This is a genomic window from Cedecea sp. (assembly GCF_036500665.1).
Classification (GTDB): domain Bacteria; phylum Pseudomonadota; class Gammaproteobacteria; order Enterobacterales; family Enterobacteriaceae; genus Cedecea.
Window position 1 is genome coordinate 1 of record NZ_DASYBS010000030.1, and the last position, 24,960, is coordinate 24,960.

At 55.1% G+C, this 24,960-nt stretch carries 25 protein-coding genes; 10 read left to right on the top strand and 15 right to left on the bottom strand.

Going from position 1 to position 24,960, the window contains the following annotated elements; translation table 11 throughout:
* The 5 genes from pgpB to yciH all read left to right on the top strand — a co-directional run.
* Positions 1 to 600: phosphatidylglycerophosphatase B (gene pgpB, locus VGM55_RS05015; RefSeq protein ID WP_331634786.1), on the top strand; the 600-nt coding region annotated here is incomplete at its 5' end.
* Positions 601 to 740: 140 nt separating this feature from the next.
* Positions 741 to 1,046, top strand: coding sequence for a LapA family protein (locus tag VGM55_RS05020; protein WP_331634787.1), 306 nt, complete (start codon positions 741 to 743; stop codon positions 1,044 to 1,046).
* Positions 1,047 to 1,052: 6 nt separating this feature from the next.
* Positions 1,053 to 2,222, top strand: a complete 1,170-nt coding sequence (gene lapB / locus VGM55_RS05025; RefSeq protein ID WP_331634788.1) for a lipopolysaccharide assembly protein LapB — start codon at positions 1,053 to 1,055, stop codon at positions 2,220 to 2,222.
* A gap of 199 nt (positions 2,223 to 2,421) precedes the next feature.
* Positions 2,422 to 3,159, top strand: coding sequence for an orotidine-5'-phosphate decarboxylase (pyrF, locus tag VGM55_RS05030; protein ID WP_154186882.1), 738 nt, complete (start codon positions 2,422 to 2,424; stop codon positions 3,157 to 3,159).
* Entirely contained in the window at positions 3,159 to 3,485 is a 327-nt protein-coding gene (gene yciH / locus VGM55_RS05035; protein ID WP_331634789.1) for a stress response translation initiation inhibitor YciH, read from the top strand. The genes pyrF and yciH overlap by 1 nt, the downstream gene beginning before the upstream one ends.
* Before the next feature lie 132 nt (positions 3,486 to 3,617).
* On the opposite strand, the gene osmB is transcribed toward yciH, so the two are convergent.
* The 4 genes from osmB to VGM55_RS05055 form a co-directional block, all read right to left on the bottom strand.
* A complete protein-coding gene (osmB, locus tag VGM55_RS05040) occupies positions 3,618 to 3,836 on the bottom strand; it encodes an osmotically-inducible lipoprotein OsmB (protein WP_008461331.1) in 219 nt (72 codons plus the stop codon).
* Between the two features lie 258 nt (positions 3,837 to 4,094).
* Positions 4,095 to 4,853, bottom strand: a complete 759-nt coding sequence (locus VGM55_RS05045) for a DNA-binding transcriptional regulator YciT (protein WP_154186884.1) — start codon at positions 4,851 to 4,853, stop codon at positions 4,095 to 4,097.
* Between the two features lie 43 nt (positions 4,854 to 4,896).
* Positions 4,897 to 7,329: a formate C-acetyltransferase/glycerol dehydratase family glycyl radical enzyme gene (locus VGM55_RS05050; RefSeq protein WP_331634790.1), complete on the bottom strand. Its 2,433-nt coding sequence runs from the start codon at positions 7,327 to 7,329 to the stop codon at positions 4,897 to 4,899.
* 5 nt (positions 7,330 to 7,334) lie between these two features.
* The gene (locus VGM55_RS05055) at positions 7,335 to 8,234 is read right to left on the bottom strand and encodes a glycyl-radical enzyme activating protein (RefSeq protein WP_331634791.1); all 900 of its coding nucleotides are present in this window, start codon (positions 8,232 to 8,234) and stop codon (positions 7,335 to 7,337) included.
* 134 nt (positions 8,235 to 8,368) lie between these two features.
* Between VGM55_RS05055 and fsa the strand changes: the two genes are divergently transcribed.
* Positions 8,369 to 9,031 (top strand): fructose-6-phosphate aldolase, encoded by a 663-nt coding sequence (gene fsa, locus VGM55_RS05060; RefSeq protein WP_154186887.1) that lies wholly within the window; start codon positions 8,369 to 8,371, stop codon positions 9,029 to 9,031.
* 82 nt (positions 9,032 to 9,113) lie between these two features.
* Here fsa and VGM55_RS05065 read toward each other — a convergent pair whose 3' ends face one another.
* On the bottom strand, positions 9,114 to 9,296 hold the full coding sequence (locus VGM55_RS05065) for a hypothetical protein (protein WP_154186888.1): 183 nt from the start codon (positions 9,294 to 9,296) through the stop codon (positions 9,114 to 9,116).
* Positions 9,297 to 9,518: 222 nt separating this feature from the next.
* Between VGM55_RS05065 and VGM55_RS05070 the strand changes: the two genes are divergently transcribed.
* A complete protein-coding gene (locus VGM55_RS05070) occupies positions 9,519 to 10,388 on the top strand; it encodes a crotonase/enoyl-CoA hydratase family protein (protein ID WP_154186889.1) in 870 nt (289 codons plus the stop codon).
* Here the strand turns inward: VGM55_RS05070 and pdeR are convergent.
* The 10 genes from pdeR to pspF form a co-directional block, all read right to left on the bottom strand.
* Positions 10,385 to 12,376: a cyclic di-GMP phosphodiesterase gene (gene pdeR / locus VGM55_RS05075; protein ID WP_154186890.1), complete on the bottom strand. Its 1,992-nt coding sequence runs from the start codon at positions 12,374 to 12,376 to the stop codon at positions 10,385 to 10,387. The genes VGM55_RS05070 and pdeR overlap by 4 nt on opposite strands.
* Positions 12,377 to 12,571: 195 nt before the next feature.
* Entirely contained in the window at positions 12,572 to 14,506 is a 1,935-nt protein-coding gene (locus tag VGM55_RS05080; RefSeq protein WP_331634792.1) for an exoribonuclease II, read from the bottom strand.
* An 85-nt stretch (positions 14,507 to 14,591) separates the two neighbouring features.
* Complete coding sequence (locus tag VGM55_RS05085) at positions 14,592 to 15,767, bottom strand: CMD domain-containing protein (protein WP_331634793.1); 1,176 nt, start codon at positions 15,765 to 15,767, stop codon at positions 14,592 to 14,594.
* Between the two features lie 211 nt (positions 15,768 to 15,978).
* Positions 15,979 to 16,770 carry an enoyl-ACP reductase FabI gene (fabI, locus tag VGM55_RS05090; protein ID WP_045782749.1) on the bottom strand — a complete coding sequence of 264 codons (792 nt, stop codon included), beginning with the start codon at positions 16,768 to 16,770 and terminating at the stop codon, positions 15,979 to 15,981.
* Between the two features lie 276 nt (positions 16,771 to 17,046).
* Entirely contained in the window at positions 17,047 to 17,853 is an 807-nt protein-coding gene (sapF, locus tag VGM55_RS05095) for a putrescine export ABC transporter ATP-binding protein SapF (RefSeq protein ID WP_154186893.1), read from the bottom strand.
* The gene (gene sapD, locus VGM55_RS05100; RefSeq protein WP_154186894.1) at positions 17,853 to 18,845 is read right to left on the bottom strand and encodes a putrescine export ABC transporter ATP-binding protein SapD; all 993 of its coding nucleotides are present in this window, start codon (positions 18,843 to 18,845) and stop codon (positions 17,853 to 17,855) included. The genes sapF and sapD overlap by 1 nt, the downstream gene beginning before the upstream one ends.
* Entirely contained in the window at positions 18,845 to 19,735 is an 891-nt protein-coding gene (gene sapC, locus VGM55_RS05105; protein ID WP_154186895.1) for a putrescine export ABC transporter permease SapC, read from the bottom strand. Before sapC ends, sapD begins: the two co-directional genes overlap by 1 nt.
* The gene (sapB, locus tag VGM55_RS05110; protein ID WP_154186896.1) at positions 19,722 to 20,687 is read right to left on the bottom strand and encodes a putrescine export ABC transporter permease SapB; all 966 of its coding nucleotides are present in this window, start codon (positions 20,685 to 20,687) and stop codon (positions 19,722 to 19,724) included. The genes sapC and sapB overlap by 14 nt, the downstream gene beginning before the upstream one ends.
* Positions 20,687 to 22,324 carry an ABC transporter substrate-binding protein SapA gene (gene sapA / locus VGM55_RS05115; protein ID WP_154186897.1) on the bottom strand — a complete coding sequence of 546 codons (1,638 nt, stop codon included), beginning with the start codon at positions 22,322 to 22,324 and terminating at the stop codon, positions 20,687 to 20,689. The genes sapB and sapA overlap by 1 nt, the downstream gene beginning before the upstream one ends.
* A gap of 114 nt (positions 22,325 to 22,438) precedes the next feature.
* Positions 22,439 to 23,437 (bottom strand): phage shock protein operon transcriptional activator, encoded by a 999-nt coding sequence (pspF, locus tag VGM55_RS05120; protein ID WP_331634794.1) that lies wholly within the window; start codon positions 23,435 to 23,437, stop codon positions 22,439 to 22,441.
* 172 nt (positions 23,438 to 23,609) lie between these two features.
* Between pspF and pspA the strand changes: the two genes are divergently transcribed.
* The 3 genes from pspA to pspC all read left to right on the top strand — a co-directional run bounded on the left by pspA (position 23,610) and on the right by pspC (position 24,923).
* A complete protein-coding gene (pspA, locus tag VGM55_RS05125; protein ID WP_038471992.1) occupies positions 23,610 to 24,278 on the top strand; it encodes a phage shock protein PspA in 669 nt (222 codons plus the stop codon).
* Positions 24,279 to 24,339: 61 nt separating this feature from the next.
* Positions 24,340 to 24,564 (top strand): envelope stress response membrane protein PspB, encoded by a 225-nt coding sequence (pspB, locus tag VGM55_RS05130; protein ID WP_038471995.1) that lies wholly within the window; start codon positions 24,340 to 24,342, stop codon positions 24,562 to 24,564.
* On the top strand, positions 24,564 to 24,923 hold the full coding sequence (gene pspC, locus VGM55_RS05135; protein ID WP_096754016.1) for an envelope stress response membrane protein PspC: 360 nt from the start codon (positions 24,564 to 24,566) through the stop codon (positions 24,921 to 24,923). Before pspB ends, pspC begins: the two co-directional genes overlap by 1 nt.
* Positions 24,924 to 24,960: the final 37 nt, after the last annotated feature.

A 24,960-nucleotide genomic window follows, 5' to 3' on the forward strand; every position in this document is an offset into this window, starting at 1 on the left:
ACCCATGTTGTTTTGTGCGTGTGGTTTCTGTGGTGCCTGCGTTATCGGCTTAAACCTGCGCTGATGTTATTTGCTATCCTCGCGGCTGCTATCCTTATCGGTCAGGGCATTAAGTCTGTTATTAAGAATAAAGTGCAGGAACCTCGCCCGTTTGTCGCGTGGCTCGAAAAAACTCACCATATCCCTACCGACGAGTTCTACAATTTAAAGCGAACACAGCGTGCTGAACTGGTCAAGGAACAGCTTGATGGGCAGCAAGAGATCCCCGTCTGGTTGCGTAATCACTGGCAGTTTGAGACCGGGTTTGCGTTTCCCTCGGGCCATACGATGTTCGCTGCCAGCTGGGCGCTTTTGGGCGTAGGGTTGCTTTGGCCTCGCAGGCGGACGTTTACCCTTGTGGTTTTATTAGTATGGGCAACGGGTGTTATGGGAAGCCGTCTGATGCTTGGAATGCACTGGCCGCGTGATTTAGCCGTGGCCACGGTTATCTCCGCTCTGTTGGTGATACTGGCGACCTGGCTTGCTCAGCGCTGGTGTGGTCCGCTTACGCCACAGGTTGAAGAAGCCCAGGAAATAGCCGAACGAAGCGAAAAAACTTGAGAATAGTGTTTTAACCCCCATTTCTTATGAATTGGCGGTGGTTTTTGGATTCCCCGGTTTCGCCTGAAATGGTAATTTATACCTCCGGGATTCACTTTTGGCCTGGCTGAGTCCTCTGTGACCACATAACGGGATGTAATGTGAAATATTTATTCATTTTCTTACTGGTACTTGCCATCTTCGTGGTGTCCGTCACGCTGGGGGCACAAAACGATCAGGTGGTGAACTTTAACTACCTGCTGGCGCAGGGCGAGTATCGTGTTTCAACTCTGCTGGCCACGCTGTTTGCCGCAGGCTTTATCATTGGATGGCTGATCTGCGGTCTGTTCTGGCTGCGAGTCCGCGTTTCGCTGGCCCGTGCCGAGCGCAAAATTAAACGTCTTGAGCAGCAGGTAACTCCCGCCGCTGATGTTTCGGCACCCGTTGTGCCGGCTGTGAAGGAATAAGCCTCTATGTTGGAACTGCTGTTTCTGCTGTTACCCGTTGCGGCCGCTTATGGCTGGTACATGGGGCGCAGAAGTGCGTTACAAGACAAACAGCAGGAAGCCAGCCGCCTTTCTCGCGACTACGTGGCGGGGGTGAACTTCCTGCTGGCCAACCAGCAGGACAAAGCGGTCGATCTGTTCCTCGATATGCTCAAAGAGGACACCGGCACCGTCGAAGCCCACCTTACGCTAGGCAACCTCTTCCGCCAGCGTGGCGAAGTTGATCGCGCCATTCGTATCCACCAGTCCTTGATGGAAAGCGCGTCGCTGAACTATGACCAGCGCCTGCTTGCCGTTCAGCAGCTTGGCAAAGACTACATGGCCGCCGGGCTTTATGATCGCGCGGAAGACATGTTCAGCCAGCTTATCGACGAGACCGACTTCCGGGTTAGCGCGCTGCAGCAGCTGCTGCAAATTCACCAGGCAACCAGCGACTGGCAGAAGGCTATTGACGTTGCTGAAAGGCTGGTGAAACTCGGTAAAGATAAACAACGCGTGGAAATCGCTCACTTCTACTGCGAACTTGCGCTGCAAAATATCGGCAATGATGATTCAGATAAGGCCATGTCGCTGCTGAAGAAGGGCGCGGCGGCGGACAGAAACTGCGCTCGGGTTTCCATCATGATGGGCCGAATCTTCATGGAAAAGAGCGAGTATGCAAAAGCGGTGGACTCGCTGAAGCGCGTAATTGAGCAGGACAGCGAGCTGGTCAGTGAAACGCTTGAGATGCTGCAGGTTTGCTATCAGCAGCTCGACAAGCCTGATGAATGGGAAGCTTTCCTCAAACGTTGTGTGGAAGAAAACAGCGGGGCGGTGGCCGAACTCATGCTGGCGAGTATTCTCGAGCAAAAAGAGGGCGCAGAAACGGCTCAGCTGTACATCAACCGTCAGCTACAGCGTCATCCTACGATGCGAGTGTTCCATCGCCTGATGGACTACCACCTGCACGAGGCGGAGGAAGGGCGAGCAAAAGAGAGCCTGATGGTACTGCGTGACATGGTCGGCGAACAAATTCGCACCAAGCCACGCTATCGCTGTCAGAAATGCGGCTTCACCGCCTACACCATGTACTGGCATTGCCCATCGTGCCGCGCGTGGTCGACGGTCAAACCTATCCGTGGGCTGGACGGGCAGTAGTCGTCCACGGTATTTTTTAAAACACTGCACTTTAGTTACAACATACTATTGTGTTCTGATTATCCCCATACCTCACCTCAGTGCAACTATCGCTTAGCAGGGCACAATCGCGGCTGTGAATTTGTCGGTCTGGCGGGTAGAATGCTGCCGTTTAACTTTTTTGCGCCGCGCTGGTGCCCAACAGTCAGAAGGTTTTGCCATGAACTCAACTGCGTCATCCTCCTCCCGTGTTGCCACTGAATCACCGATTGTCGTTGCACTTGATTACGATAACCGCGATAGCGCGCTGGCCTTCGTTGACCGTATCGATCCCCGCGATTGCCGCCTGAAGGTGGGCAAAGAGATGTTCACGCTGTTTGGCCCGCAGCTGGTGGGGGATTTGCATCAGCGTGGTTTTGACGTTTTCCTGGATTTGAAATTCCACGATATCCCTAACACCACCGCGCGTGCGGTTGCGGCCGCGGCGGAAATGGGCGTGTGGATGGTAAACGTTCATGCTACCGGTGGCGCACGTATGATGCGTGCTGCAAAAGAAGCGCTGGCTCCCTTTGGTGAAGATGCTCCGTTGCTGATTGCCGTTACCGTTCTCACCAGCATGGAAGCCAGCGATCTGGCTGATTTAGGCATTAATGCCAACCCGGCGGATTATGCTGAGCGCCTGGCTACCCTGACAAAAGAGTGCGGTCTGGATGGCGTAGTGTGTTCCGCGCAGGAAGCCGTTCGCTTCAAGGCTGCATTAGGTCACGAGTTTAAGCTGGTCACGCCGGGTATTCGTCCAGTAGGCAGTGATGCCGGCGACCAGCGCCGCATTATGACGCCGCAGCAGGCTCAGCAGGCAGGCGTAGATTTTATGGTTATCGGGCGTCCGATCACTCAATCCGCCGATCCTGCTCGAACGCTGCGTGATATCCGCGCATCTCTGGCGCTGGAGGCATAATGAAAGACGATAACAGCTGTCTTGTCTATTCCACGGCAATCGGCCGTATTGATGAGCCTAAAACCGAAGTCCAGCGTCCAAAAGGCGACGGGATCGTTCGTATCCAGAAGCAAACCAGCGGGCGTAAGGGGAAGGGCGTTTGCCTGATTACCGGTATCGATGCCGATGATACGACGCTTGCCAGCATTGCGGCCGAGCTTAAGAAGAAGTGCGGCTGCGGCGGAGCGGTAAAAGACGGCGTAATCGAAATCCAGGGCGACAAGCGTGATTTGATAAAGTCACTGCTGGAAGCGAAGGGAATGAAGGTTAAACTCGCGGGTGGTTAATCCGTTTAAAATATTAATTAATGGGCCACGGTAAATACCGTGGCCTTTTATTTTAACTGCTGTTAGTCAGACCTGAAAAATTAACACGTAATGAATTCGTCAAAGCGGGTTAGCTTTTGCCGGCGTCCTGCCTTATTTACCCACCTGGTGACCGATAATACCGCCTACCGCCGCCCCGCCAAGGGTTCCCAACGTGCTGCCATCGGTCAGCACTGCGCCACCCAGCGCACCGGCACCTGCGCCGATTGCCGTGTTGCGGTCACGCTTAGACCAGTTAGAGCATGCACTTAGGGACATTGCGAGGGTTATAGCCAGCATTGCAGCGGCCACTTTTTTGTTATTTAAGGTCATCATACTTTCTCCAGAATAATTGATTCACGGAAGCCAGTCTCAGTTAAGTATAGTAACAATTCACCACTTTACCGGGCGGGTCGTGAAACGATGTCGCGATATAAGCTCAAAAAACAGCAGGTGTGTTTATTACTCCCTGTTATATCGCTAAATTCTATTCTAAATCTCCCCTGAGATTAACACAGGTAAAAACTCTTAATTACAGCGTGGGATAATTCTGAGAGAGGAAAAGCCCGTGTCCGACACGGGCAAAAGGCTTTAAACGGCGGCGTAAGGATCGACGATATCGACCTGAAGATTGGCCGCTTTAAGCTGCGCCAGGGTTTCCTCGCTAATCGCCGCGTCGGTAATCACACGGTTGAAGCGTGCAATTGGGCCTAGCGTATAAGGGTGCATGTTGCCAAACTTGCTGCTGTCCGTCAGCACGATAGCCTCGCTGCCTTTCTCCAGCACCGAATTCACCACATCTGTACGTAGCATATCGCGACCGGTGAAGCCGGTTTCAGGCAAGAAGCCGTCGATGCCGATAAAAGCCTTACTGAAATGCAGCTGCTGGATAAACTGGCGGGTCAGCGGGCCGACCATACTTTCACTTTTCTTCTGATAGATACCACCGACCAGGATTACTTCGCAGTCGGTATCTTTCAGCAGATGTGCGATGTAGCTGCTGACGGTGATCAGCGTAACGTTTTTCTGTTCCGCCAACGTGCGGGCGAGCAGGGCGTTACTGCTGCCGTTCTCGATAAATACCGTTTCACCGTCATTCACCAGCGATGCGGCATATTGCGCAAGCTGCAGTTTGAGGGTGTAGTTATTCATCATACGGGTTTCAACGTCATCGCTATCCAGCGGGACGGCAAAACCATGGGTGCGTCGCAGGTAATTATTTTTTTCCAGCAGGTTTAAATCCTGGCGAATGGTGACTTCTGAAACGCCGGTTGTTTTCGCCAGGGAGGCCACGCTAACCCGGCCCTGATCGATGACCATTTGCAGAATAATTTGTTGTCTTGAGTTCATGTCAGCCAGTAGTCAGGCGGTGGGGTTAACCACCGCCTTCTCGTCAAAGAGTATGTTCCGTGCGGGCTATGATATCATCCTGAGCGTCAGGAGATAAGGCAGTAAAGAAGGCCGAGTATCCTGCTACCCTGACCACTAAATCACGGTATTTATCAGGGTTTTGTTTTGCCTCCAACAGTGTTCCACGTGAAACAATGTTGTACTGAACGTGCCAGCCTTTATGTGCTTCAAAGAAAGTGCGCAGCATAAACATCAGCTTTTCACGGTCACGTGGGTTGTCCAGCGTTGAAGGATTCAGTTTTTGGTTCAGTAAGACGCCACCAAGAATCTTAGTGGTGGGCAGTTTTCCGACCGAACTGATGACCGCCGTCGGGCCAAGGTGGTCGGTGCCTGACGCCGGGCTTGCTCCTTCTGCCAGCGGAGTGCGGGCTTTGCGCCCGTCAGGTGTCGCCATAGTGGCTGCGCCGAACGGCACGTTAGCCGAGATGGACGATGTTCCCGCGTAATATGTCCCACCGATTGGGCCGCGGCCAAAACGCGTATTGTGATACTGCTCAAGCTCGTCGATGTAGGTTTGATAGGCGCGGGCCAGCAGCATATCCACTTCGTCATCGTCATTACCGTACTTCGGCGCGCCGTTGATTAACCGCTGCCGGAGCTGCTCGCCGTTCAGCCCGGCAAAGTCATTGGCCAATGCATCCGCAAGTTGTTGCTGACCCATTATCCCTTGTTCGAAGACCAGTTTACGTACGGCAGCAAGGCTGTTGCCAAGGTTGGCAATACCAACCTGAAGGCCTGAAACCCAGTCATACTTTGCGCCACCTTGCTTAATGCTTTTTCCTCGTTCGATACAATCATCCACCAGTGCCGAGCAAAGAATGTCGTGCGCATTTTCCTCCAGCACGGTGTCTACAACGCACTCGATTTCGATAGATTTTTGCGTGTAGTAGCGAATCTGCCGATCCCATGCATCCAGCACTTCGTCAAACGAGGTGAAGTTGCCTTCAGACAGCGCTTTTTGTTGAGGAAGGAATATTTTACCGCTGGTCGCGTCGCGACCCTGTTCGAGGCTAGCCAGCATCACGCGGGCAAAGTTAATGAAGCTCATGCCGGTGCAGCGGTAGCCCCATTTCCCTCCGACGGCGGTTTCAATGCAGCCGATAGCTGCGTAGTCGTAGGCATCTTCCCGGCTGACACCCATTTTAATGAATTCATCGATAACAATTTCATCGTTGTTAAACGCCGGCATCCCGAACCCGCAGCGAATAACCTGCACGCATGCATCGAGGAAATCGTTGCTCATGCCCGCGTGGTAGCGAACGCTGAGGTTAGGCTGCGTGGAGCGCAGGCGGCCACAGGACTCGAGAATCGCGTAGGAGAGCGGGTTGACGGCATCAACCGCCACGCCGTGTACCAGCGTTTGCCCACCAATCGTTACGTTCTGGTAAAGCGGGCTGCCGGCGGAGGCTTTTGAATGCGAGCCGGAGCGAATTTTATTCACCTCAAGCAGCTTCAACCAGCAGCTTTGCAGCAGTTCGATGGCTTGTTCCCTGCTGGCTGTTTGCTGCAACTCAACGTCCCGGCGGTACCACGGATAAAGGTACTGATCCAGACGCCCGAAGGAAACGGAGTGGCCGTTGGACTCAATCTGCAGCACCAGTTGAATGAAGTAGCTCAGCTGCAGGGCCTGCCAGAAGGTGACCGGCGGATTGCTGGCGATATGCTCGCAGTTATCGGCAATCGCCAGCAGCTCATCCCGGCGTGCCTCTCGCGTTTCTTCAGCGGCCATTTTCTTCGCCAGCTCTGCGTAGCGCAGGATATGGTCACTCAGAGCGACAAAGGTCATATCGATAGCTTTGAGGAACTGCTCTTTATGCAGGTCGTCCCAGTCGGTTAGCTGTAGTCGCCCACGGCGCTCCGCGACTTTTTCTCGCAGGCCGCGAATACCAAGCTCCAGCAGCAGCGGGAAGTTGACCGCCAGGTGAGCATCGCCCGAAGTCATGTTGCCTTCGGCTTTAACTATCCCGGTAGCCAGCAGCGCTTTTTGTTCGTCGGTAAACATCCCGTAGCAGCGATCCTGCACGGTCTGGCCGCGCCACCACGGGCAAATTTCATGCATCACGGCTTTATCCGCCTCGGAAATCGAGAAGCCAGCGCCCGGACGATCGCCAAGTTCGTCTATTTCACTCTCAATCCAGCCAACGGTATATTCCGGGAAGAAGGGCGCGCCTCGCACGTGGCTTGCCTGATTCCCCACGATAAGCTCATCGTGTTTAATCCAGACAGTACGTTCGGCCAGGTGATGAGCAAGCGCCATCGCACGGCGAACCGGCAGCGGCTTGTCCTGATGCTGCTGGTAAACGGTGGTGTAGTGGCGGGCGCGTTCGGTGCAGACAGGGGGTTTAACGATATGTATCAACGCCTCTTTATGCGCCTTGATACGTGGGCTAAGCAAGTTCAGGTTCAGTGCGGTCATGATGGTTATCCTCTAATCCAGGCGGTCATGCCTTTTTGGCTGGCGTACTGTTCGGCAAAATGAAGAAGTTCTGGCGCATTAAGCGGTTTGCTGGCGGCCAGATAGGGCTGACCCAGCAGGTGATATTTGTTAATCCCTAAGGTGTGATAGGGCAGAAAATGGATGGACGTTGCGCCAATCTCGTCGGCGGCAAAATCGCTGATGGCGCGAATGGAGCGTTCATCAGCATTAAAGTCGGGAATGAGCGGTACACGAATCGTCATTTCTACATTGCGAGCCGCGAGCCTGCGAAAATTATCCATCACGCGTTCGGCATTGCCGTCGGTCCACTGCTGAAAACGCGCTTTGTCTACGTGCTTCAGGTCTGCCAGCAGCAGATCCAAAAAGGGCAGTGAAGGCGCAATATATTTCCACGGAACATGCAGACAGGATTCCACTGCGGTATGCAGTTCAGCCTCTTTACTGCGCTGCAACAGTTCCTGTGCCAGCCCTGGCTGCATAAAGGGCTCACCGCCGGAAAGCGTTATGCCGCCGCCGCTTCGGGCATAAAAAGGTTTGTCGCGCAGAACGGTAGCCATAATGGTGTCCGCCGTTTTTTCTTCGCCACAGACGGTTAAGGCCTGCGACGGGCAGCAGTCCCGGAGCGCGTTTACCGTGCCTTCGTTAAGCCTGCCGCGAGCGATGATCAACTCATCTCCAACACGAGAAACGGCATCTGGTGCGGCCTGCTGGCAGAGAACGCAGCCGTTCAGGCACAGGCGGTGGTCCAGCAGGACATCATATTCGCGGGAACGGCTTTCCGGGTTCTGACACCAGCGGCAACCCAGGGAACAGCCTTTAAGGAAGACGACCGTACGGATCCCTGGCCCATCGTGAGTTGAATAACGCTGAATATTGAACAGCATGGTAGCCTCTATTTTCTTCTTTCGTAAATTAAATTACTTTCGAATGAAGGTTATATTGATGTTGATCAGTTAAACAATCGACAGTCAGGTTATGATGCCGTCAGTGAGAGATGACTCTAATTCTGGAGAGCGTAATGGAACTGTATTTAGATACCGCTGATGTTGCCGCCGTTAAGCGTCTTGCCCGGGTTCTGCCGCTGCAGGGCGTGACGACCAACCCTTCGATCGTCGCTAAAGCCGGGATTTCCCTGTGGGAAGTGCTTCCCGCGCTGCAGGATGCACTGGGCGGCGAAGGTAAACTTTTCGCGCAGGTTATTGCCTGTCAGGCCGATGAAATGGTGCAAGAAGCGGAGCTGTTGACGGCTCGCGTACCAGGACTTGTCGTAAAGGTTCCGACCACGTCGGAAGGCCTGGCGGCGCTGAAACAGCTAAATGCACTGGGTATCCCAACGCTTGGTACGGCGGTTTATGGCGCGGCACAGGGCTTGCTGGCTGCACTGGCGGGGGCTGAATATGTTGCGCCGTATGTGAACCGCCTGGATGCGCAGGGCGGGGACGGTATTCAGATGGTGCAGGATCTTCAGCAGCTCTTAACGCTACATGCTCCAGGTGCGAAGGTGTTGGCCGCAAGTTTCCGTACCCCTCATCAGGCGATGTCATGCCTGCTGGCCGGCTGCGAAGCCATCACGCTGCCAATTGATGTGGTCGAGAAAATCCTGGTGACGCCTGCGGTGACGGCGGCGATCGGTGGGTTTGAAAAAGACTGGCAGGGCGCGTTTGGGTCACTGACCCTTTAGACTAAAACAAGGGCCGGAATCAGAGGCCCGTTAAAGATAAAAGCAGCCTTTCCTTAAGGCTGCTTTTATCGAGAGAGGAGATTTAAATTTCCCACGGTGATTTTTTTTGCTCACCGCCAGGTTTATTCCCGTCGTTATTTAAACTCAGCAGTTCGGCCTTGAGGATCTCAAGGTTGTTTATCGCTGAGGCATAATCTTTGGCAACCAAAATATCCAGCACGGTATCAATACGTTTGGCAAGCTGCTGCGGATCCAGTGTTGGCATTGTTAATCCTGTCAGTGTTAGCGAATGAATCATTATTCCATAATGCAAAAAATAGCCGCTAAAGAGAAGGGCGAGCGATGAATTCTTCGCCTTATCCTTCAATAAATTATCGCACAACATATAAGCAATAATTATTAATCACGGCTCCACATTCATCAAACAACGGCCGTGGATTAGTCTGATCCTGCGACTACCGCACATTCATTTTATGAGGATCTGGCTATGACAGTTATCAACCAACCAACCTGCAAGCTCTTTACCGATACTGCACGTTTTACACAACTGTCTGGATATTACGAAGAAGAGCGCCGTACCGTCTGGATGATGCTTCGTTCCCGCCCACGTCCCTGCTTTAATCACGGACTCATCGAGGAAATTATGAATCTGGGATATATCGTCCAGAATGCCGGATTTAAAGTTGATTTCTGGGTCACCGGCTCATTAGTCCCCGGAATGTACAATACCGGCGGTGATTTAGACTTCTTTGTCGAAACTATCCGTAACGGGCGCCGTGAGGCGCTGCGCGCCTACGCACGGGCATGCGTTGATTGCGTTCATGCCGCGTCTCGCGGTTTTGATACCGGCGCCATCAGTCTGGCGATGGTTGAAGGCAGTGCGCTTGGCGGTGGGTTTGAGGCGGCGTTAGCACACCATTTCCTGCTGGCACAGCGTGATGCAAGGCTGGGTTTCCCGGAAATTGCGTTTAACCTTTTTCCCGGCATGGGTGCCTATTCATTGGTAGCCCGTCGGTCCGGGATGAAGCTTGCGGAGGAGCTGATTTATAAAGGCGAGTCCCACACGGCGGAATGGTACCACCAGCATGGTTTAGTGGATCAGCTGTTTGAGCCGGGGCATGGGTATCTGGCAACACGCACGTTTATCGATACCCTGCAGCCCAAGCTCAACGGCGTGAAGGCCATGCTGCGCGCGCGTCAGCGGGTTTTACAGCTGCCAAGGTCGGAGCTGATGGACATCACCGAGGATTGGGTGGATGCCGCATTCAGCCTGGAGGCTAAAGACATTGCCTACATGGAACGACTGGTGCAGCTGCAAAACCGCCATACCTCGACGGCGTTACGTAAAGCTGGCTAGCGCTTTATTCTTGACTGATAGCGCTTAAACCAACGCTCGAATACGGCTGCGGGCATTGGTTTTGCAAACAGAAAACCCTGCCGTTCGTTGACGCCGTTCTTGGTAAGAAAGGCGTCTTCTTTTTGGTTCTCAACCCCTTCCGCAATCACCTGCAAATTCAGCGCCTGCGCCACGGCGACAATGGCCCTGACCAGTGACTGGGACACCGGGTGTTTATGCACATCGCGCACAAATGACTGATCCAGCTTGATGGCATCGATAGGGAAGTGTGCCAGTTGGGATAACGACGAATAGCCGGTGCCGAAGTCGTCCAGGTGAACCTGCGCGCCGAGCTGGCTGAACTGTTTAATAACGGATAATGCCAGCTCTTCGTTCTCTATAAGGCAACTTTCGGTCAGCTCAACGTCAATCGGGCAGTATTCAAAATTAAGATCTTTGAGCGCCTGCTTGAGATCGCTGAAGATCGTCTGATCGGCAAGCTGGCGGGCGGAAACGTTAACCGCCACGCGCAAATTAATCCCCTTATCCCGCCATTTTGCCACCTGCTGCACGACGCTAACCATCACCCAGCGCCCAAGAGGAACAATCAGGCCAGACTCTTCCGCGTAAGAGATGAAGCCCTGCGGTGGGATCAGGCCGCGTTCAGGGGACTGCCAGCGAACCAGTGCTTCCAGACTGCGAACTTCGCCGCGCCAGGTCATCTTTGGCTGGTAGTGGATAACCAACTGATCGTTATCCAGCGCTTTGCGCAAATTAGTGTCCAGCCACAAATACTCAAATACCCGCTGGTTCATTTCCGGGGAGAAAACGCAAAACTTGCCGCGTCCACTCTCTTTTGCGGTGTACATGGCGGTATCGGCATTACGAATCAGGTTCTCGCGCTCTTCACCATGCTGTGGGGCAAGGGAAATTCCCAGCGAACAGCCGCTGTAGACCTCAATCAGACCGATTCGGAACGGTTGTTTGAGGCGGGTTAAAATGCGTGAAGACATCGCCTCAAGCGACCCTTGCGAGGTGTTGGTTGCCAGCACAATAAACTCATCACCGCCGAGGCGCGCCAGCACCTGACCTTCTTCCAGGCAGCTTAAAATCGCTAACGACACGGCCTGCAACAGCTGATCGCCAAACATGTGGCCGTAGGCATCGTTCACTTTTTTAAAGTTGTCGAGATCCAGATAGACGATGCCGACCTGGGTGTCTTCGCGTTTTTCAATGGCCTCAGAGATCAGGTCGTAAATGGCGTTGCGGTTAGGCAATCCGGTAATGGTATCCGTGTTGGCCAACACCCGCAGTCGCTCCTGAGCGCGCCGCTCCTCGGTAATGTCGGTGCCGGAGCAGATCAGGTAGATCTCGTTTTTGCCGCTGCCGCTATGGACAAACTTATTGCGAAACAAAAACAGCCGCTGGCCTTTGCGTGTTTTTACCCAACGTTCAACTTCATAGGAGCTGCCGTTGCGAAAAAAACCGCTGATGTTACGCCTGGACGCAGCGGCTTCACTACGACTCATAAACAGCTTAAAGACGTTCTGGCCGATAACCTCATGCTCTTTCATCCCGGTGTACTCTTCGCTTAGCCGGTTGAAGCGCTGAATGTTTCCCTGCTTATCGAGAATAACGATCACTGAATTGGCTTCAGAGACAACCTGCTCGGCAAAGGAGAGCCCCTGCACCAGGTCTCGTGCGACAGAATGCGTATCGTGCCAGGCCGAAGCGGTGCCTGCCCATTCACGTTTAGACACTTTGCGGCCAACCATGTGTACCGGAACTTCTATACCGAATAGCGACAGCGTCATGGTTAAGCTGGAGGTGATCACCGTCATCTGCCGAATCTCGTCGGCCTGCGCGGTTTCCAGCGCCACCACCTGACCAGTGTCTGAATCTTCGCTGGCTGCCAGTTGCAAGGCATTGCTGTCTGCCGGTAAACGCCAGTATGGGCTTGTTGTTCCCAGATAACGATAAAGCAGGTTCTGCTCCAAATCGTCTTTCATTCTTGCTCCTGAGCCTCAGGGAAAAATATCACCTAAATCTATTATTTATAGTAGCAATAGAAAGCCGATGTTAAAGCCCCGGTTAAGAGGAAAAGATCTTGTTTTTGCAGAGGATGTCGAAAATAGCGGCACATTGAGAGGACGGCAAGAAAAAAGCCGGGCAGGGCCGCCCGGCTTTAAAGGGTTATATCAGAATCAGGCCGCAGGGCGTGCGATAACGCTGCGGGTTTCCATGCGAACTTCCGCGATGGTTACGTCGATAACGTCGGTCACTTTATAAACGGCTTCGCCTTTGATTTGCACGGTACCGTTTTCCTGGCTGCAGACCAGCTCATCACGCACCGCGTGAATGAACGGCGCAGGGATAAACGCGACAGCTCCGTTTTCAACAAGGCGCACGCGCATGCCGCCCCGGCTGACATCGATAATCTCTGCTGCGAAGCGAGTATCGGTACCGGCTTTCGGACTCAGGTAGCGGGCATACAGCCAGTCACCTACGTCGCGCTCGGCCATACGATTCAGCCGGCGGCGTTCTGCCATCTGGATCGTTGTTTCGTCTGCCGGGCGAACAGCGGTTTCACCTTTAATGATCGCCTTCAAAAGACGATGGTTAACCATATCGCCGAACTTACGAATCGGTGAAGTCCACGTCGCGTAAGCCTCAAGCCCAAGGCCGAAGTGCGGGCCTGGCTCGGTGCTAATTTCAGCGAACGACTGATAGCGGCGAATGCGGCTGTCGAGGAACCCGGTTGGCTGCGCGTCCAGCTCGCGGCGTAGCTTGCAGAAGCCGTCCAGGGTCAGCACTTCCTGTGCATCCACGGTGATACCGTGAGTTTGCAGCATAGCGGCCAGCTGTTCGGTATTGGCAGGATCGAAGCCGGTATGAACGTTATAAATCCCGAAGCCCAGCTTCTCGCGCAGCACGATGGCCGCACAAACGTTAGCCGCAATCATCGACTCTTCAACGATGCGGTTCGCGATGCGGCGAGGCTCGGCCACGATATCCAGCACTTCGCCTTTTTCACCCAGAATAAAGCGGTAGTCCGGGCGGTCTTTGAAGACCAGCGCGTGGGTATGACGCCATTCCCCGCGAGCCAGGCAAATGCGCTGCAACAGGCGAATTTGATTCGCAATTGCTTCGCTCTGCGGCTGCCAGTCACCTTTCTCTTCCAGCCAGTCAGACACTTCGTCATAAACCAGTTTGGCTTTGGACTCGATGTTGGCGGCGAAGAAATGCATGTCGCTGGCAATCGCGCCGTCCTGCTCAATGGTCATGCGGCAGGCGAGAACAGGGCGGACAACGTTGGCGCGCAGGGAGCAGAGGTCGTCCGACAGCTCGCGCGGCAGCATTGGAATGTTGAAGCCAGGCAGATAGTTGGTAAAAGCACGAATTTTGGCGATGCCGTCGAGCTTGCTGCCTTCAGCGATCCACGCCGTAGGGTCGGCGATGGCCACGGTAAGCTGCAGTTTGCCGTCGGCCAGTTCTTCAACGTACAGCGCATCGTCCATGTCTTCGGTGCTGGCGCTGTCGATGGTGACAAAATCAAGCGACGTTAAGTCTTCACGTACCAGACCATCGTCGAGCATCTCGGTGGCCACGCCGTCCGGTGCTTCGCGTTCAAGGTTGTGACGTGACAGTGTCACCCACCATGGCGCGAGGTGATCGTCGCCGAAAGTGATAAATTGCGTTAATTCCGCATAAAACCCACGATCTCCCTTCAGGGGATGACGGCGCATTTCAGCCACCGCCCAGTCACCGTTCTGGAATTCATGGCTGACGCCACGTGCCGCGCGGCACTGAATCGCGTCTCTCAGCAGAGGATGATCCGGCACAATCGACAGGCGGTCGTCTTTTTTCTGAACGCGGCCAACAAAACGCGTCAGGAAAGGTTCGATAAGCGTTTCCGGCTCGGCGGATTCACGATCTTTATCGGTGTGAATGACGGCGCTGATACGGTCACCGTGCATCACTTTTTTCATCTGCGGCGGCGGAATAAAGTAGCTTTTATTCGCGTCGACTTCGAGGAAGCCGAACCCTTTTTCCGTGCCTTTCACCACGCCTTCAGCGCGTGGAGTCTGGGAATGCAGTTGCTGTTTTAGCTGCGCGAGCAGCGGGTTATCCTGAAGCATATCGTTTCGTTTTCGTGGCCAAAAGAGCGGCTGACAGTTTTACGCGAAACCTCACCTTGCGGCAAGCGCTGATTGCCGGGAAGGCTTATGGATTCAGCGCTTGAGCGGTATTTCCCAGGCCAATTTTCAGGCGGTTTATCCACCCGGCCAGCCCGGCACTAACCAGTAATTTCAGCACCTGTTGTTCGCTAATACCTTGCTCATACAAAGGTTGAAGCTGCGCGGCGCTAAATCTGTCCGGCGCGCGGGTTAACAGCTGCACGGCCTGAATAATTGCTTTTTCACGAGGATGGTTGTGACTCCATGCGTTAAGCGCACGCTCGCCGTTGCGCATTGCATCCGGCAACCCGGCATCTCCCTGCCAGGCTGCCACGGCATCGCTAAAGCAGGCGGCGCTGCCGTTAATCCGTGACGTCAGCATCACCACAAGCTGCGCATCGTCTGGTTGCTGCGATGTGGTCTGCCAGAACAAACGGGTAAGCTGGCTGAGGTAAGAAAGTGCCCGCTCATCGTGGGCAAGCAGCCAGGCAATATCACGCAGCGTACGAAGCGGCTGGCTGATGCTCAAGACTTCTAGCTGTTCCGGGCGGGCATAGCGCATTTCAACGGGCGCCAGGCCCGGCTGCCAGCTTGCAGGATGCGGCGTAAACAGCTCGGGCTCCGCGTCCTGCTGCCCGTTAATCCCCGGCAGCCAGCGAACGGGCAGGCCCTGCTGGGCTTGCCAGACGGCAATGGCGCGAGCCTGGAAGCCAACAAAGCCGATAATCTGGGTAAATGAAACGATATCGTCGACAGAGAGACCGCATTCGTCCAGTTGGGCGAGCGCGGCGTCGTCGATAAGCGTCGGGTGGCTGGCAAGCTGGCGGGCAAACTGGGTGATTTGAGTCAGGCGGCGGTTGCTTTCCCGGGAAGAGTCGGGGCCTGGCTGCGGCGCCAGGCGAGCGGCATAGTGGTTACAAAGCCGCTGTACGCCATAAACCTGCGCGACGGTCAGCGCCGTGCTCAGGCGGTCATAGCTGCTGAGGGTATGCAGGCGCGTAACGGGGATGCTGTCCGGGAGCAGCACGTCGGAAGCGGCTCGGGCTGCATCAAGCCACGGGGCTTCGACAATCAGCTGCGCTTCAGAGAGCGTTAAATCAAGCAGAAAGCGGTCTTCAACCTGCGCCGCTTCGGGAACTAAAGGCAGCACATCCGCCGGGCACAGACTGGACTGGGTTTCATGATACCAGTGGCTTTTACCAGAAAAGCGGCGTTGTTCCATGGTCGTTCCTTGGTCAAAAAGTTTGCAGACCCGGATACAACGTGGATGCCGGGCCTGGTTCGCTGTTTTATCCTGGCGCAAGCTTGGGAGGTGACAAAAGAATGATCGGTGATAATAAATATCGGAAAGGTATAACTAATTAGGAGTAAGGCGGGAAAGGCTGGGGGAAATAGCGAAACGGGCCGAAGCCCGCTTCACTCTGAAGCTGAAATTAGTCTTTCAGTTCCAGCTCGTTCATGGCAGCGATGCTGAAGCCGCCGTCAACGTGAACCACTTCCCCGGAGATGCCGGCAGACAGGTCAGAACACAGGAAGGCTGCGGAGTTACCCACGTCTTCGATGGTTACGGTACGGCGAATTGGGGTAACCGCTTCGCAGTGGGCCAGCATTTTACGGAAGTCTTTGATGCCGGAAGCGGCCAGAGTACGGATTGGGCCAGCGGAGATGGCGTTAACGCGCACGCCTTCCGGACCCATAGCGTTAGCCATGTAGCGAACGTTAGCTTCCAGAGACGCTTTTGCCAGGCCCATAACGTTGTAGTTAGGGATAGCACGCTCTGCGCCCAGGTAGGACAGGGTCAGCAGGGCGGAACCTGGGTTCAGCATTTCACGGCAAACTTTAGCCATTGCCACAAAGCTGTATGCGCTGATGTCGTGGGCAATTTTAAAGCCTTCACGGGTAACGGCGTTCACATAGTCGCCATCCAGCTGATCGCCAGGCGCGAAGCCGATGGAGTGAACGAAACCGTCAAATTTCGGCCAGCTTTTCGCCAGTTCGGTAAACAGCGCTTCGATGCTCTCATCTTCAGCCACGTCACATGGCAGCACGAGGCTTGAGCCCAGCTCGGCAGCAAAACCTTCCACACGGCCTTTCAGCTTTTCGTTCTGGTAGGTGAAAGCCAGCTCGGCGCCTTCGCGATGCATCGCCTGTGCGATACCGTAGGCAATGGAGAGTTTACTGGCGACGCCAGTGATCAGAATGCGTTTACCGGTAAGAAAACCCATAGCTTTAATCCTTAATAGTCATTGTTGTTGCGGCCAGCAGGTGAAAAAACAGGCAGGCCGACGTTAAGACCGGGCGATTCTAACATGACTCCCACGCAAGCGTTAATCCGACCACTTTTCCACGTCATAATTTGAGCTGCAGGGGTGTTGGCTGCACGCCCATTTCTCAGTCACTTACTTCAGTAAGCTCCTGAAAACTGCGCCCTTGCCGCCTGGCTGCAACTCAAATTATCGAGTGGAAGCTGGGGCAAAATGGCCGTGACGAAGTCGTCTAAATTAACGATCCCTGCGCCAGGCGTCAGCGGTTAAAGCCTCGCCGAAGTGGCTGTTAATCAGCCGCTTAGTCAATTCATGCAGCGGGGAGGCCAGCACGTCAGCCGTGCTGCCGCGCTCCACCACTTCGCCTTCGTGCATCACCATCACCTGGTCGCTGATGTGCTTCATCATGCCAATGTGCTGGGTCACGTAAATATAAGAAATTCCTTGTTTTTCCTGCAGCTCAAGCATCAAGTTGATCAGCTGTGAGCGCATGGACATATCCAGCGAGGCCAGTGCTTCGTCGGCAATAATCACCTTCGGCCTGAGGATCAGCGCGCGGGCCAGGCCAAGACGCTGTTTTTGCCCCGGCGCCAGCATGTGCGGATAGTAGCTGGCGTGATCCGGCAGCAGGCCGACCATGCGCAGCGTCTCCAGAATACGTTTCTGGCGCAGCTCAGACTCAAGCTCGGTATTCAGCCGCAGTGGGAAGTCCAGAATCTGCGAGATGCGCTGGCGCGGGTTCAGCGAGGTGCTCGGATCCTGAAATATCATGCGGATCCGCTGGCTGCGCCAGGAGTAGTCGCCGAAGTGAAGAGGGTGATCGTCAATCACCAGCTCGCCGGTGGTGGGCTCAATCATCCCTGCCAGCATTTTTGCCAGCGTAGACTTGCCCGAGCCGTTTTCGCCAATAATGGCGAGCGTCTGTTTCTCGCGCAGCGTAAAGTTAAGCGGCTTGACCGCTTCTACATGCTGGCGGCGGAACAGGCCGGTACGGTAGCGAAACGTCTTACTTAAATTGCGAACTTCCAGCAGCGTTTCGACCATTACTGACTCTCCATATTCAGCGGGAAATGACAGGCATACAGGTGGTTTTTAGCCCCTTCGAGCCTCGGCGCTTCAATGCATTTGCGCTGGGCATAAGGGCAGCGTGGCCCAAGGCGGCAGCCCATCGGTAATTGCTCCAGCAGCGGAATTGCGCCCGGCATGGTGTTTAAGCGGCTCTTATGCGGCATCGGGCTACCAAAATCAGGAATAGCGCGGATGAGCGCCTGGGTATACGGGTGATGCGGCATTGTGACCAGCTCTTCGCTGGTGGCGCTCTCCACGGTTTGCCCGCAGTACATCACGTTAATTTTATCCGCCCACTGGCTCAGCATCTGCAGGTCGTGGCTAATCAGTAAAATGGTGGTGTTGTTGTTCTGATTGAGCCGCGTTAACAAACGGAAGATCTGCGACTGAGTGGTCGGCTCCATGGCGTTGGTGGGCTCATCCGCAATGAGCAGGCGCGGCTGGTTTGCCAGCGCGATGGCGATCATCACCTTCTGGCATTCGCCTTCCGTCAGCTCGTACGGATAGCTGCTCATGGCGTCTTTATGATCTTTAATCCCCACGCGGTGCAGCAGTTCAATGGCCCGGCGTTTACGCCAGCCAAAGCGCTGCCACCAGCGGCCTTTATAAGTCCAGCCGGGAATGTTCTGGGTCAGCTGTCGACCAATTCGTTCAGAAGGATCCAGACAGGATTGCGGCTCCTGGAAAATCATCGACACGTTGTGGCCGACGAGACGGCGGCGTTCACGCGGCGAGAGCCGCAGCAGGTCGATATCGTCAAAGCGCATGCGGTCGGCGGTGACCCGCCAGTTATCTTTGGTAACGCCACAGATAGCTTTGGCGATCAGGCTTTTCCCCGAGCCAGACTCGCCGACCAGGCCGCGAATTTCGCCTTCGCCAAGCGTCATGCTGATGCGGTCAACGGCTTTCACCCAGCCTTCGGACGTCATAAATTCGATGGTCAGATTGCGGATATCAAGTAACGGCATTATTGCACCCCCGCATTAATCGCGCGGCGCAGGCCGTCGCCAAGCAGGTTAACCAGCAGGACGCTTATCATGATTGCGGCACCCGGCAGCATAACCGTCCAGGGCGCAACGTAAATCAGCTCCAGCGCATCGCCAAGCATAGCGCCCCATTCCGGGGAAGGCAGCTGCGCGCCAAGATCGAGAAAACCGAGTGCGGCAATGTCCAGAATCGCCATAGACAGCGCTCGCGTAATTTCCGTTACCAGCGTGGCGGTGATATTGGGCATGACGGCAAACCAGAGAATATTCAGCGTAGAGGCGCCGTCAAGGCGGGCGGCGACCACGTACTCTTTCTCCAGTTCATCGTGCACCGCGCTGTAGACCGAACGCACCATTCGCGGCAGCAGCGCCAGCCAGACGGCAAACATCGCATGGCTGAGATGCGGGCCGGCAAAAGCCACAACAATAATCGCCAGCAGCAGCGAAGGGATCGACAGCAGCGTATCGAGAATATGGTTCAGCACCGCCGAACGCAGGCCGTGGGTCGACCCGGCAATCACGCCGAGCACGATGCCGCAAATTGTCGCCGCAAGCGTGACGACAAACGCGCCTCCCACCGTTGGGGCAGCGCCGCTCAGCAGGCGGCTCAGCACGTCACGACCGAGATCGTCGGTACCTAGGAAGAACGACACCTCGCCGTAGCGGGACCAGGAAGGCGGCAGAAGCTGATAGCCCAGAAACTGCTGGTCGATTTGATAAGGGGCAAAAAGGCTGCCGAACAGGCACAGCAACACCAGCCCGCCGCAGCCATAGAGGCCAATCATCGCGGTGGTATCGCCATAGAATTTTCGCCACGTCAGGCGCAGCGTACTGGGCGGTCGCTTTTCGCGGTAGACGCTATCGTAAGGCATACCATTCCTTATGCTTCAGTGGGTTGGCCATAGCGCCCAAAATATCGGAGATCACGTTAACAATAATGACCAGCGACCCAATCACCATCACCCCGGCGGAAATCGCCATGTAATCCTGCTGGCGAATGGCGTTAATCAGCCAGCGGCCCAGGCCCGGCCAGCTAAAGACCACTTCGGTGATCATCGCCAGCGTTAGCATGGTTGAAAACTGCAGGCCCAGACGAGGGATCACCGGCGGCAGCGCGTTGTGCAGCACGTGGCGATGCAAAATAGTAAAGCGAGAAAGCCCACGCGTGGCGGCCGCTTTGACGTAGTTCTGATCGAACACTTCGATGGTGCTGATGCGCATCAGGCGAATAACTTCGGTGGTCGGGGCGACGGCCAGCGCGGCGACCGGGAGCACCATATGGCGCAGGGCGCTGACGATCATTTCGCTGCGGTAAGGGGAATCAGAGAGCCACGCATCCACCAGCGCAAAGCCGGTGACGGACTTCACCTCGTAGAGTAAATCAAAGCGACCTGAGACAGGGAACCAGCCCAGCGTCAGCGAGAAGAACAGCGTCAGCAGTAGCGCCAGCCAGAACACAGGAATCGAAAAGCCCACCAGCGCCAGGGCGCTGATCAGCTTATCCTGCCACTTGTTGCGCATGATGCCCGCCAGCATACCGACAGGAATGCCAATCAGCAGCGCCAGGCCAAAGGCCAGAATGCACAGCTCCATGGTCGCCGGGAATACATCGCGTAATTGTTCATTAATCGACTGACCGTTAATGCTGGAGACGCCAAAGTCCCAGTGCAGCAGGCTTTCAAACCAGAACACCCAGGCGTTCCACATCGAGGCGCCCTGCAGCGGCGCGTGCGGGGTGAAATAGTTGAGGCTAAATCCGACCATCGCCAGGAACAGCAGGGTGATCAGCAGCAGCAAGAGGCGGCGTAACGTAAAGATAATCATTATTTTTTCGCCTCTTCATTTTCCCTGGATACGCCCGCAAACGAGGCGTTGCCGAACGGACTCAGCACCAGGCCTTTCATATCATAGCGGTAGGCCTGCAGCCTTAACGACGAGGCCAGCGGCAGCACCGGCAGCTCGGCAGACAAAATATCCTGCGCTTCGTTATAGGCTTCAATTCGGGCGGAAAGCTGCTGAGAAGAAAGCGCTTTTTGCAGCACGCTGTCGAACTGCGGGTTACACCAGCGCGCATAGTTGGTTTGTGAGCCAATTGCCGCGCAGCTCAACATCGGGCGGAAAAAGCTGTCCGGATCGTTACTGTCCGTTGCCCAGCCGGCAAGCGTCAGATCGTGGTTCATGTCCATCAGCCGGGCTTCCTGGAAACGGCCTTCCATAGGTACGATCATTACCTTCACGCCAATCTGCGCCATATCGGCCTGAATAAGCTCGGCGGTTTTCAGCGGGCTTGGGTTCCAGGCCTGAGAGCTGGTTGGCACCCACAGGCGCAGCTCGAGGTTATTCACGCCCAGCGCTTTAAGCTGCTCGCGGGCCTTAGCCGGATTGTATTCGGTGATTTTTGCGTCGTTATCGTAGGCCCAGGAAGCGCGAGGCAGAATCGACGCGGCGGTTTCGGCGGTACCGTAATAAATAGACTGCATCAGGCGCTGGTTATTGATCGCCAACGCGAGGGCATGACGCACGGCCGGGTTATTCAGCGGCGGCTTATTGGTGTTAAATGCCAGGTAAGCGATGTTCATGCCGGGGCGCAGCGTCAGGCGTAAACGCGGATCGTCACGCAGGATAGTCAACTGGCTTGCCGCAGGCCAGGCCAGCACGTCGCATTCGCCGGTCAGCAGTTTGGAAAGTCGCCCCGTGCCGCCGGAGCCAAGGTCTACCACTACCTGCGGCATCAGCGGGACGCCACGCCAGAAGTGCTGGTTGCGCGCCAGGCGAATGTACTGGCCCGCGCGGTATTCGCTCAGCAGGAACGGGCCTGTGCCGACCGGCTGCCTGTCCATCAGTTCCTGACGATCGGCTTTGGTCAACTGCGTGGCATATTCGGCGGACATCACCGAGGCGTAATGCGTCGCCAGATGCCAGAGGAAGGAGGCGTCCGGCTTATTGAGACGGAATTCAACGGTATTGTCATCCAGCTTGCGAACGCTTTTCACCGTTTCCGGGAACTGGAGGCTGTCGAAATAAGGGTAGCTGCCGCCGTTAACGTTATGCCACGGGTGGTGGCGGTCGAAAATACGCTCGAAGGTAAACACCACATCATCGGCGTTTAACGTGCGGGTGGGCTTAAACCATGCGGTGGTCTGGAACTGGACATTGCGGCGCAGGTGGAAGCGATAGGTCGCGCCGTTATCCAGCACTTCCCAGCTTTCCGCCAGCTCAGGTACCAGACGGTAGGTATAGGGGTCAACGTCCAGCAGACGATCGTAAAGCTGCGCCGCCAGCGTATCAACGGTCAGGCCGCCGCTGGTCATCTGCGGGTTAAAGGTATTGACCTGCCCGTTGACGCAATAAACGAACCCGCTACGGCGAATATCTGCCGGTTTTTCAGCGGGCGCTGCGGCACGCGCCGCGCCGCTCAGGCAGCATAAACCCAGTAACAGGGAGGAGAGCATTCCGCGCATAAGTTTTTGAGTTATCTCAGGTGATAGGCAAAGTGTATCGCACTCTTGCCTTCTCCCCAAAATAACTGGTGACGATCGGCAATTTTCTGCGCAGGGCGATGAAAAAAACGCCGTTCAGTCCGGCGTCAGGCTGCTTAACTGATGCTTTTTCAGCATCGCTCGTAGCTGATGATAACTCACGCCCAGCAGTTCTGCAGCCCGACGCTGGTTAAAAGCCGCCTGCTTCAGACTTTGTTCCAGCAGGTTTTTCTCCTGCTCGTTCTGCCAGCTTCGCAGATCGAGCGGCAGGCCGGGCATACTCGCCGGAGTCTCTTTTCTGGCCTGATGGAGCGGGGCGGGTTTATGGGTGAAAGGGTTAAGGATAATGTTATCCAGCGCTTCATCGCTGGAGCCGTGGCGGTACACCGAGCGCTCGACCACGTTTTTTAGCTCGCGAATATTACCCGGCCAGCCATAGTTAAGCAGCGTCTCGCAGGCCCTCCCGGTAAAGCCGGGGAACAGCGGCAGATTTATTTCCCGGCACATTTGAATCGCAAAGTGATCGGCCAGCAGCAGGATATCAGAGCGCCGTTCACGCAGGGGCGGAAGCATCACTACGTCAAACGCCAGCCTGTCGAGCAGGTCGGCGCGGAATTTCCCCTGTTCGGCAAGCTCCGGCAAATCGGCATTGGTGGCGCAGACCAGGCGAGTATTCACCTGCAGCGGCTGGCTGCCGCCAACGCGTTCGAGTTCGCCGTATTCCACCACGCGCAGCAGTTTTTCCTGCACCAGCATCGGGGCCGTGGCCAACTCATCAAGGAACAGGGTACCGCCTTCCGCGCGTTCGAAACGCCCCTGATGCCGCTTCTGCGCGCCGGTAAATGCGCCGGCTTCATGGCCAAACAGCTCGCTGTCGAGCAGGTTTTCGTTCAGCGCCGCGCAGTTAAGGGAGATAAATGGCCCCTGCCAGCGCTGTGACAGGAAGTGCAGGCGGTTGGCTATCAGCTCTTTCCCGGTACCACGTTCGCCGATGACCAGCACGGGTTTGTTCAGCGGGGCCAGGCGGGAAACCTGCTCCATGACCTCAAGGAAGCTATTGGCCTCTCCAATGAGGCTGTCCTTGTTTTCTGACATGGTTAAATTCCCTAATAGTTAGTTAATTTAACCAATATAGCGGTTTTTATATTGACGTCAAATTTGCATGAATCCTTATTAATCAATGAAATAAAAAGTTGGCACGGATGCTGCAATATCTTGCCAGAGCAGAGTGCCTGGCACCTGAGATAATGACTAAGAGGATTGAATTATGGGTATTTTTTCTCGTTTTGCCGACATCGTGAATGCGAACATCAACTCCCTGCTGGAGAAAGCGGAAGATCCGCAGAAGCTGGTGCGCCTGATGATTCAGGAAATGGAAGACACGCTGGTGGAAGTTCGCTCTACTTCAGCTCGCGCGCTGGCCGAGAAGAAACAGCTGAGCCGCCGCGTTGAACAAGCTACCGCGCAGCAGGCCGAATGGCAGGAAAAAGCCGAGCTGGCGCTGCGTAAAGAAAAAGAAGATCTGGCTCGTGCCGCGCTGATTGAAAAACAGAAGCTGACCGACCTGATTGTGACGCTGGAAAATGAAGTGGTTCACGTGGATGAAACCCTGGCGCGCATGAAGAAAGAAATTGGTGAGCTGGAAAACAAACTGAGCGAAACGCGTGCTCGCCAGCAGGCACTGACCCTGCGTCATCAGGCTGCGTCTTCTTCACGCGACGTTCGCCGCCAGTTGGACAGCGGTAAACTGGACGAAGCCATGGCGCGTTTCGAATCTTTCGAACGCCGCATCGACCAGATGGAGTCCGAGGCGGAAAGCCACGGGTTTGGCAAACAAAAATCGCTGGACACCCAGTTTGCCGAACTGAAAGCCGATGATGAAATCAGCGCTCAGATAGCGGCGCTGAAAGCAAAAATGAACCAGGATCGTCAATAATAATCCAGGCCGCGGTGCGCAGGGCGTACCGCGAATCAAGCCTGAACGGTAAGGAGTACACATGACCGCGCTTTTTCTTGCTATCCCGCTGACCATCTTTGTGCTGTTTGTGGCGCCGATTTGGCTGTGGCTTCACTACAGCAACCGTCCTAACGGGGAGCAGCTTTCACAGAGTGAACAGCAGCGCCTCGCCCAGTTGACCGATGAGGCGCGACAGATGCGGGAGCGTATTCAGTCTCTGGAACAGATCCTTGATGCCGAACACCCGAACTGGAGAAACAACTAATGGTCAATTCATTTTCCGGTCGTAAGCTGTGGCGCATCCCTGAGAAAGGGATGGTGAAAGGGGTTTGCGCGGGCATTGCGCAGTATCTTGATGTCCCGGTAAAGCTGGTCCGCGCCATTGCGATTTTATCGATATTTTTTGGCCTGTCGTTTTTTGTGCTGGTGGCCTACATCGTGATGACTTTTGTTCTGGATCCGATGCCCTACGGCGCAGATGAAAAAAACGCCCAGCCCACCAGCCGTGATTTGCTTAACGAGGTGGATGCGGAGCTGGCAGCGGGTGAACAACGTTTGCGTTCTATGGAACGTTACATCACCTCTGATACCTTCACGCTTCGCAGTCGTTTTCGTCAGCTTTAATTCGAAATCAGGCGGGAGTAATCCCGCCGTTGTGAGG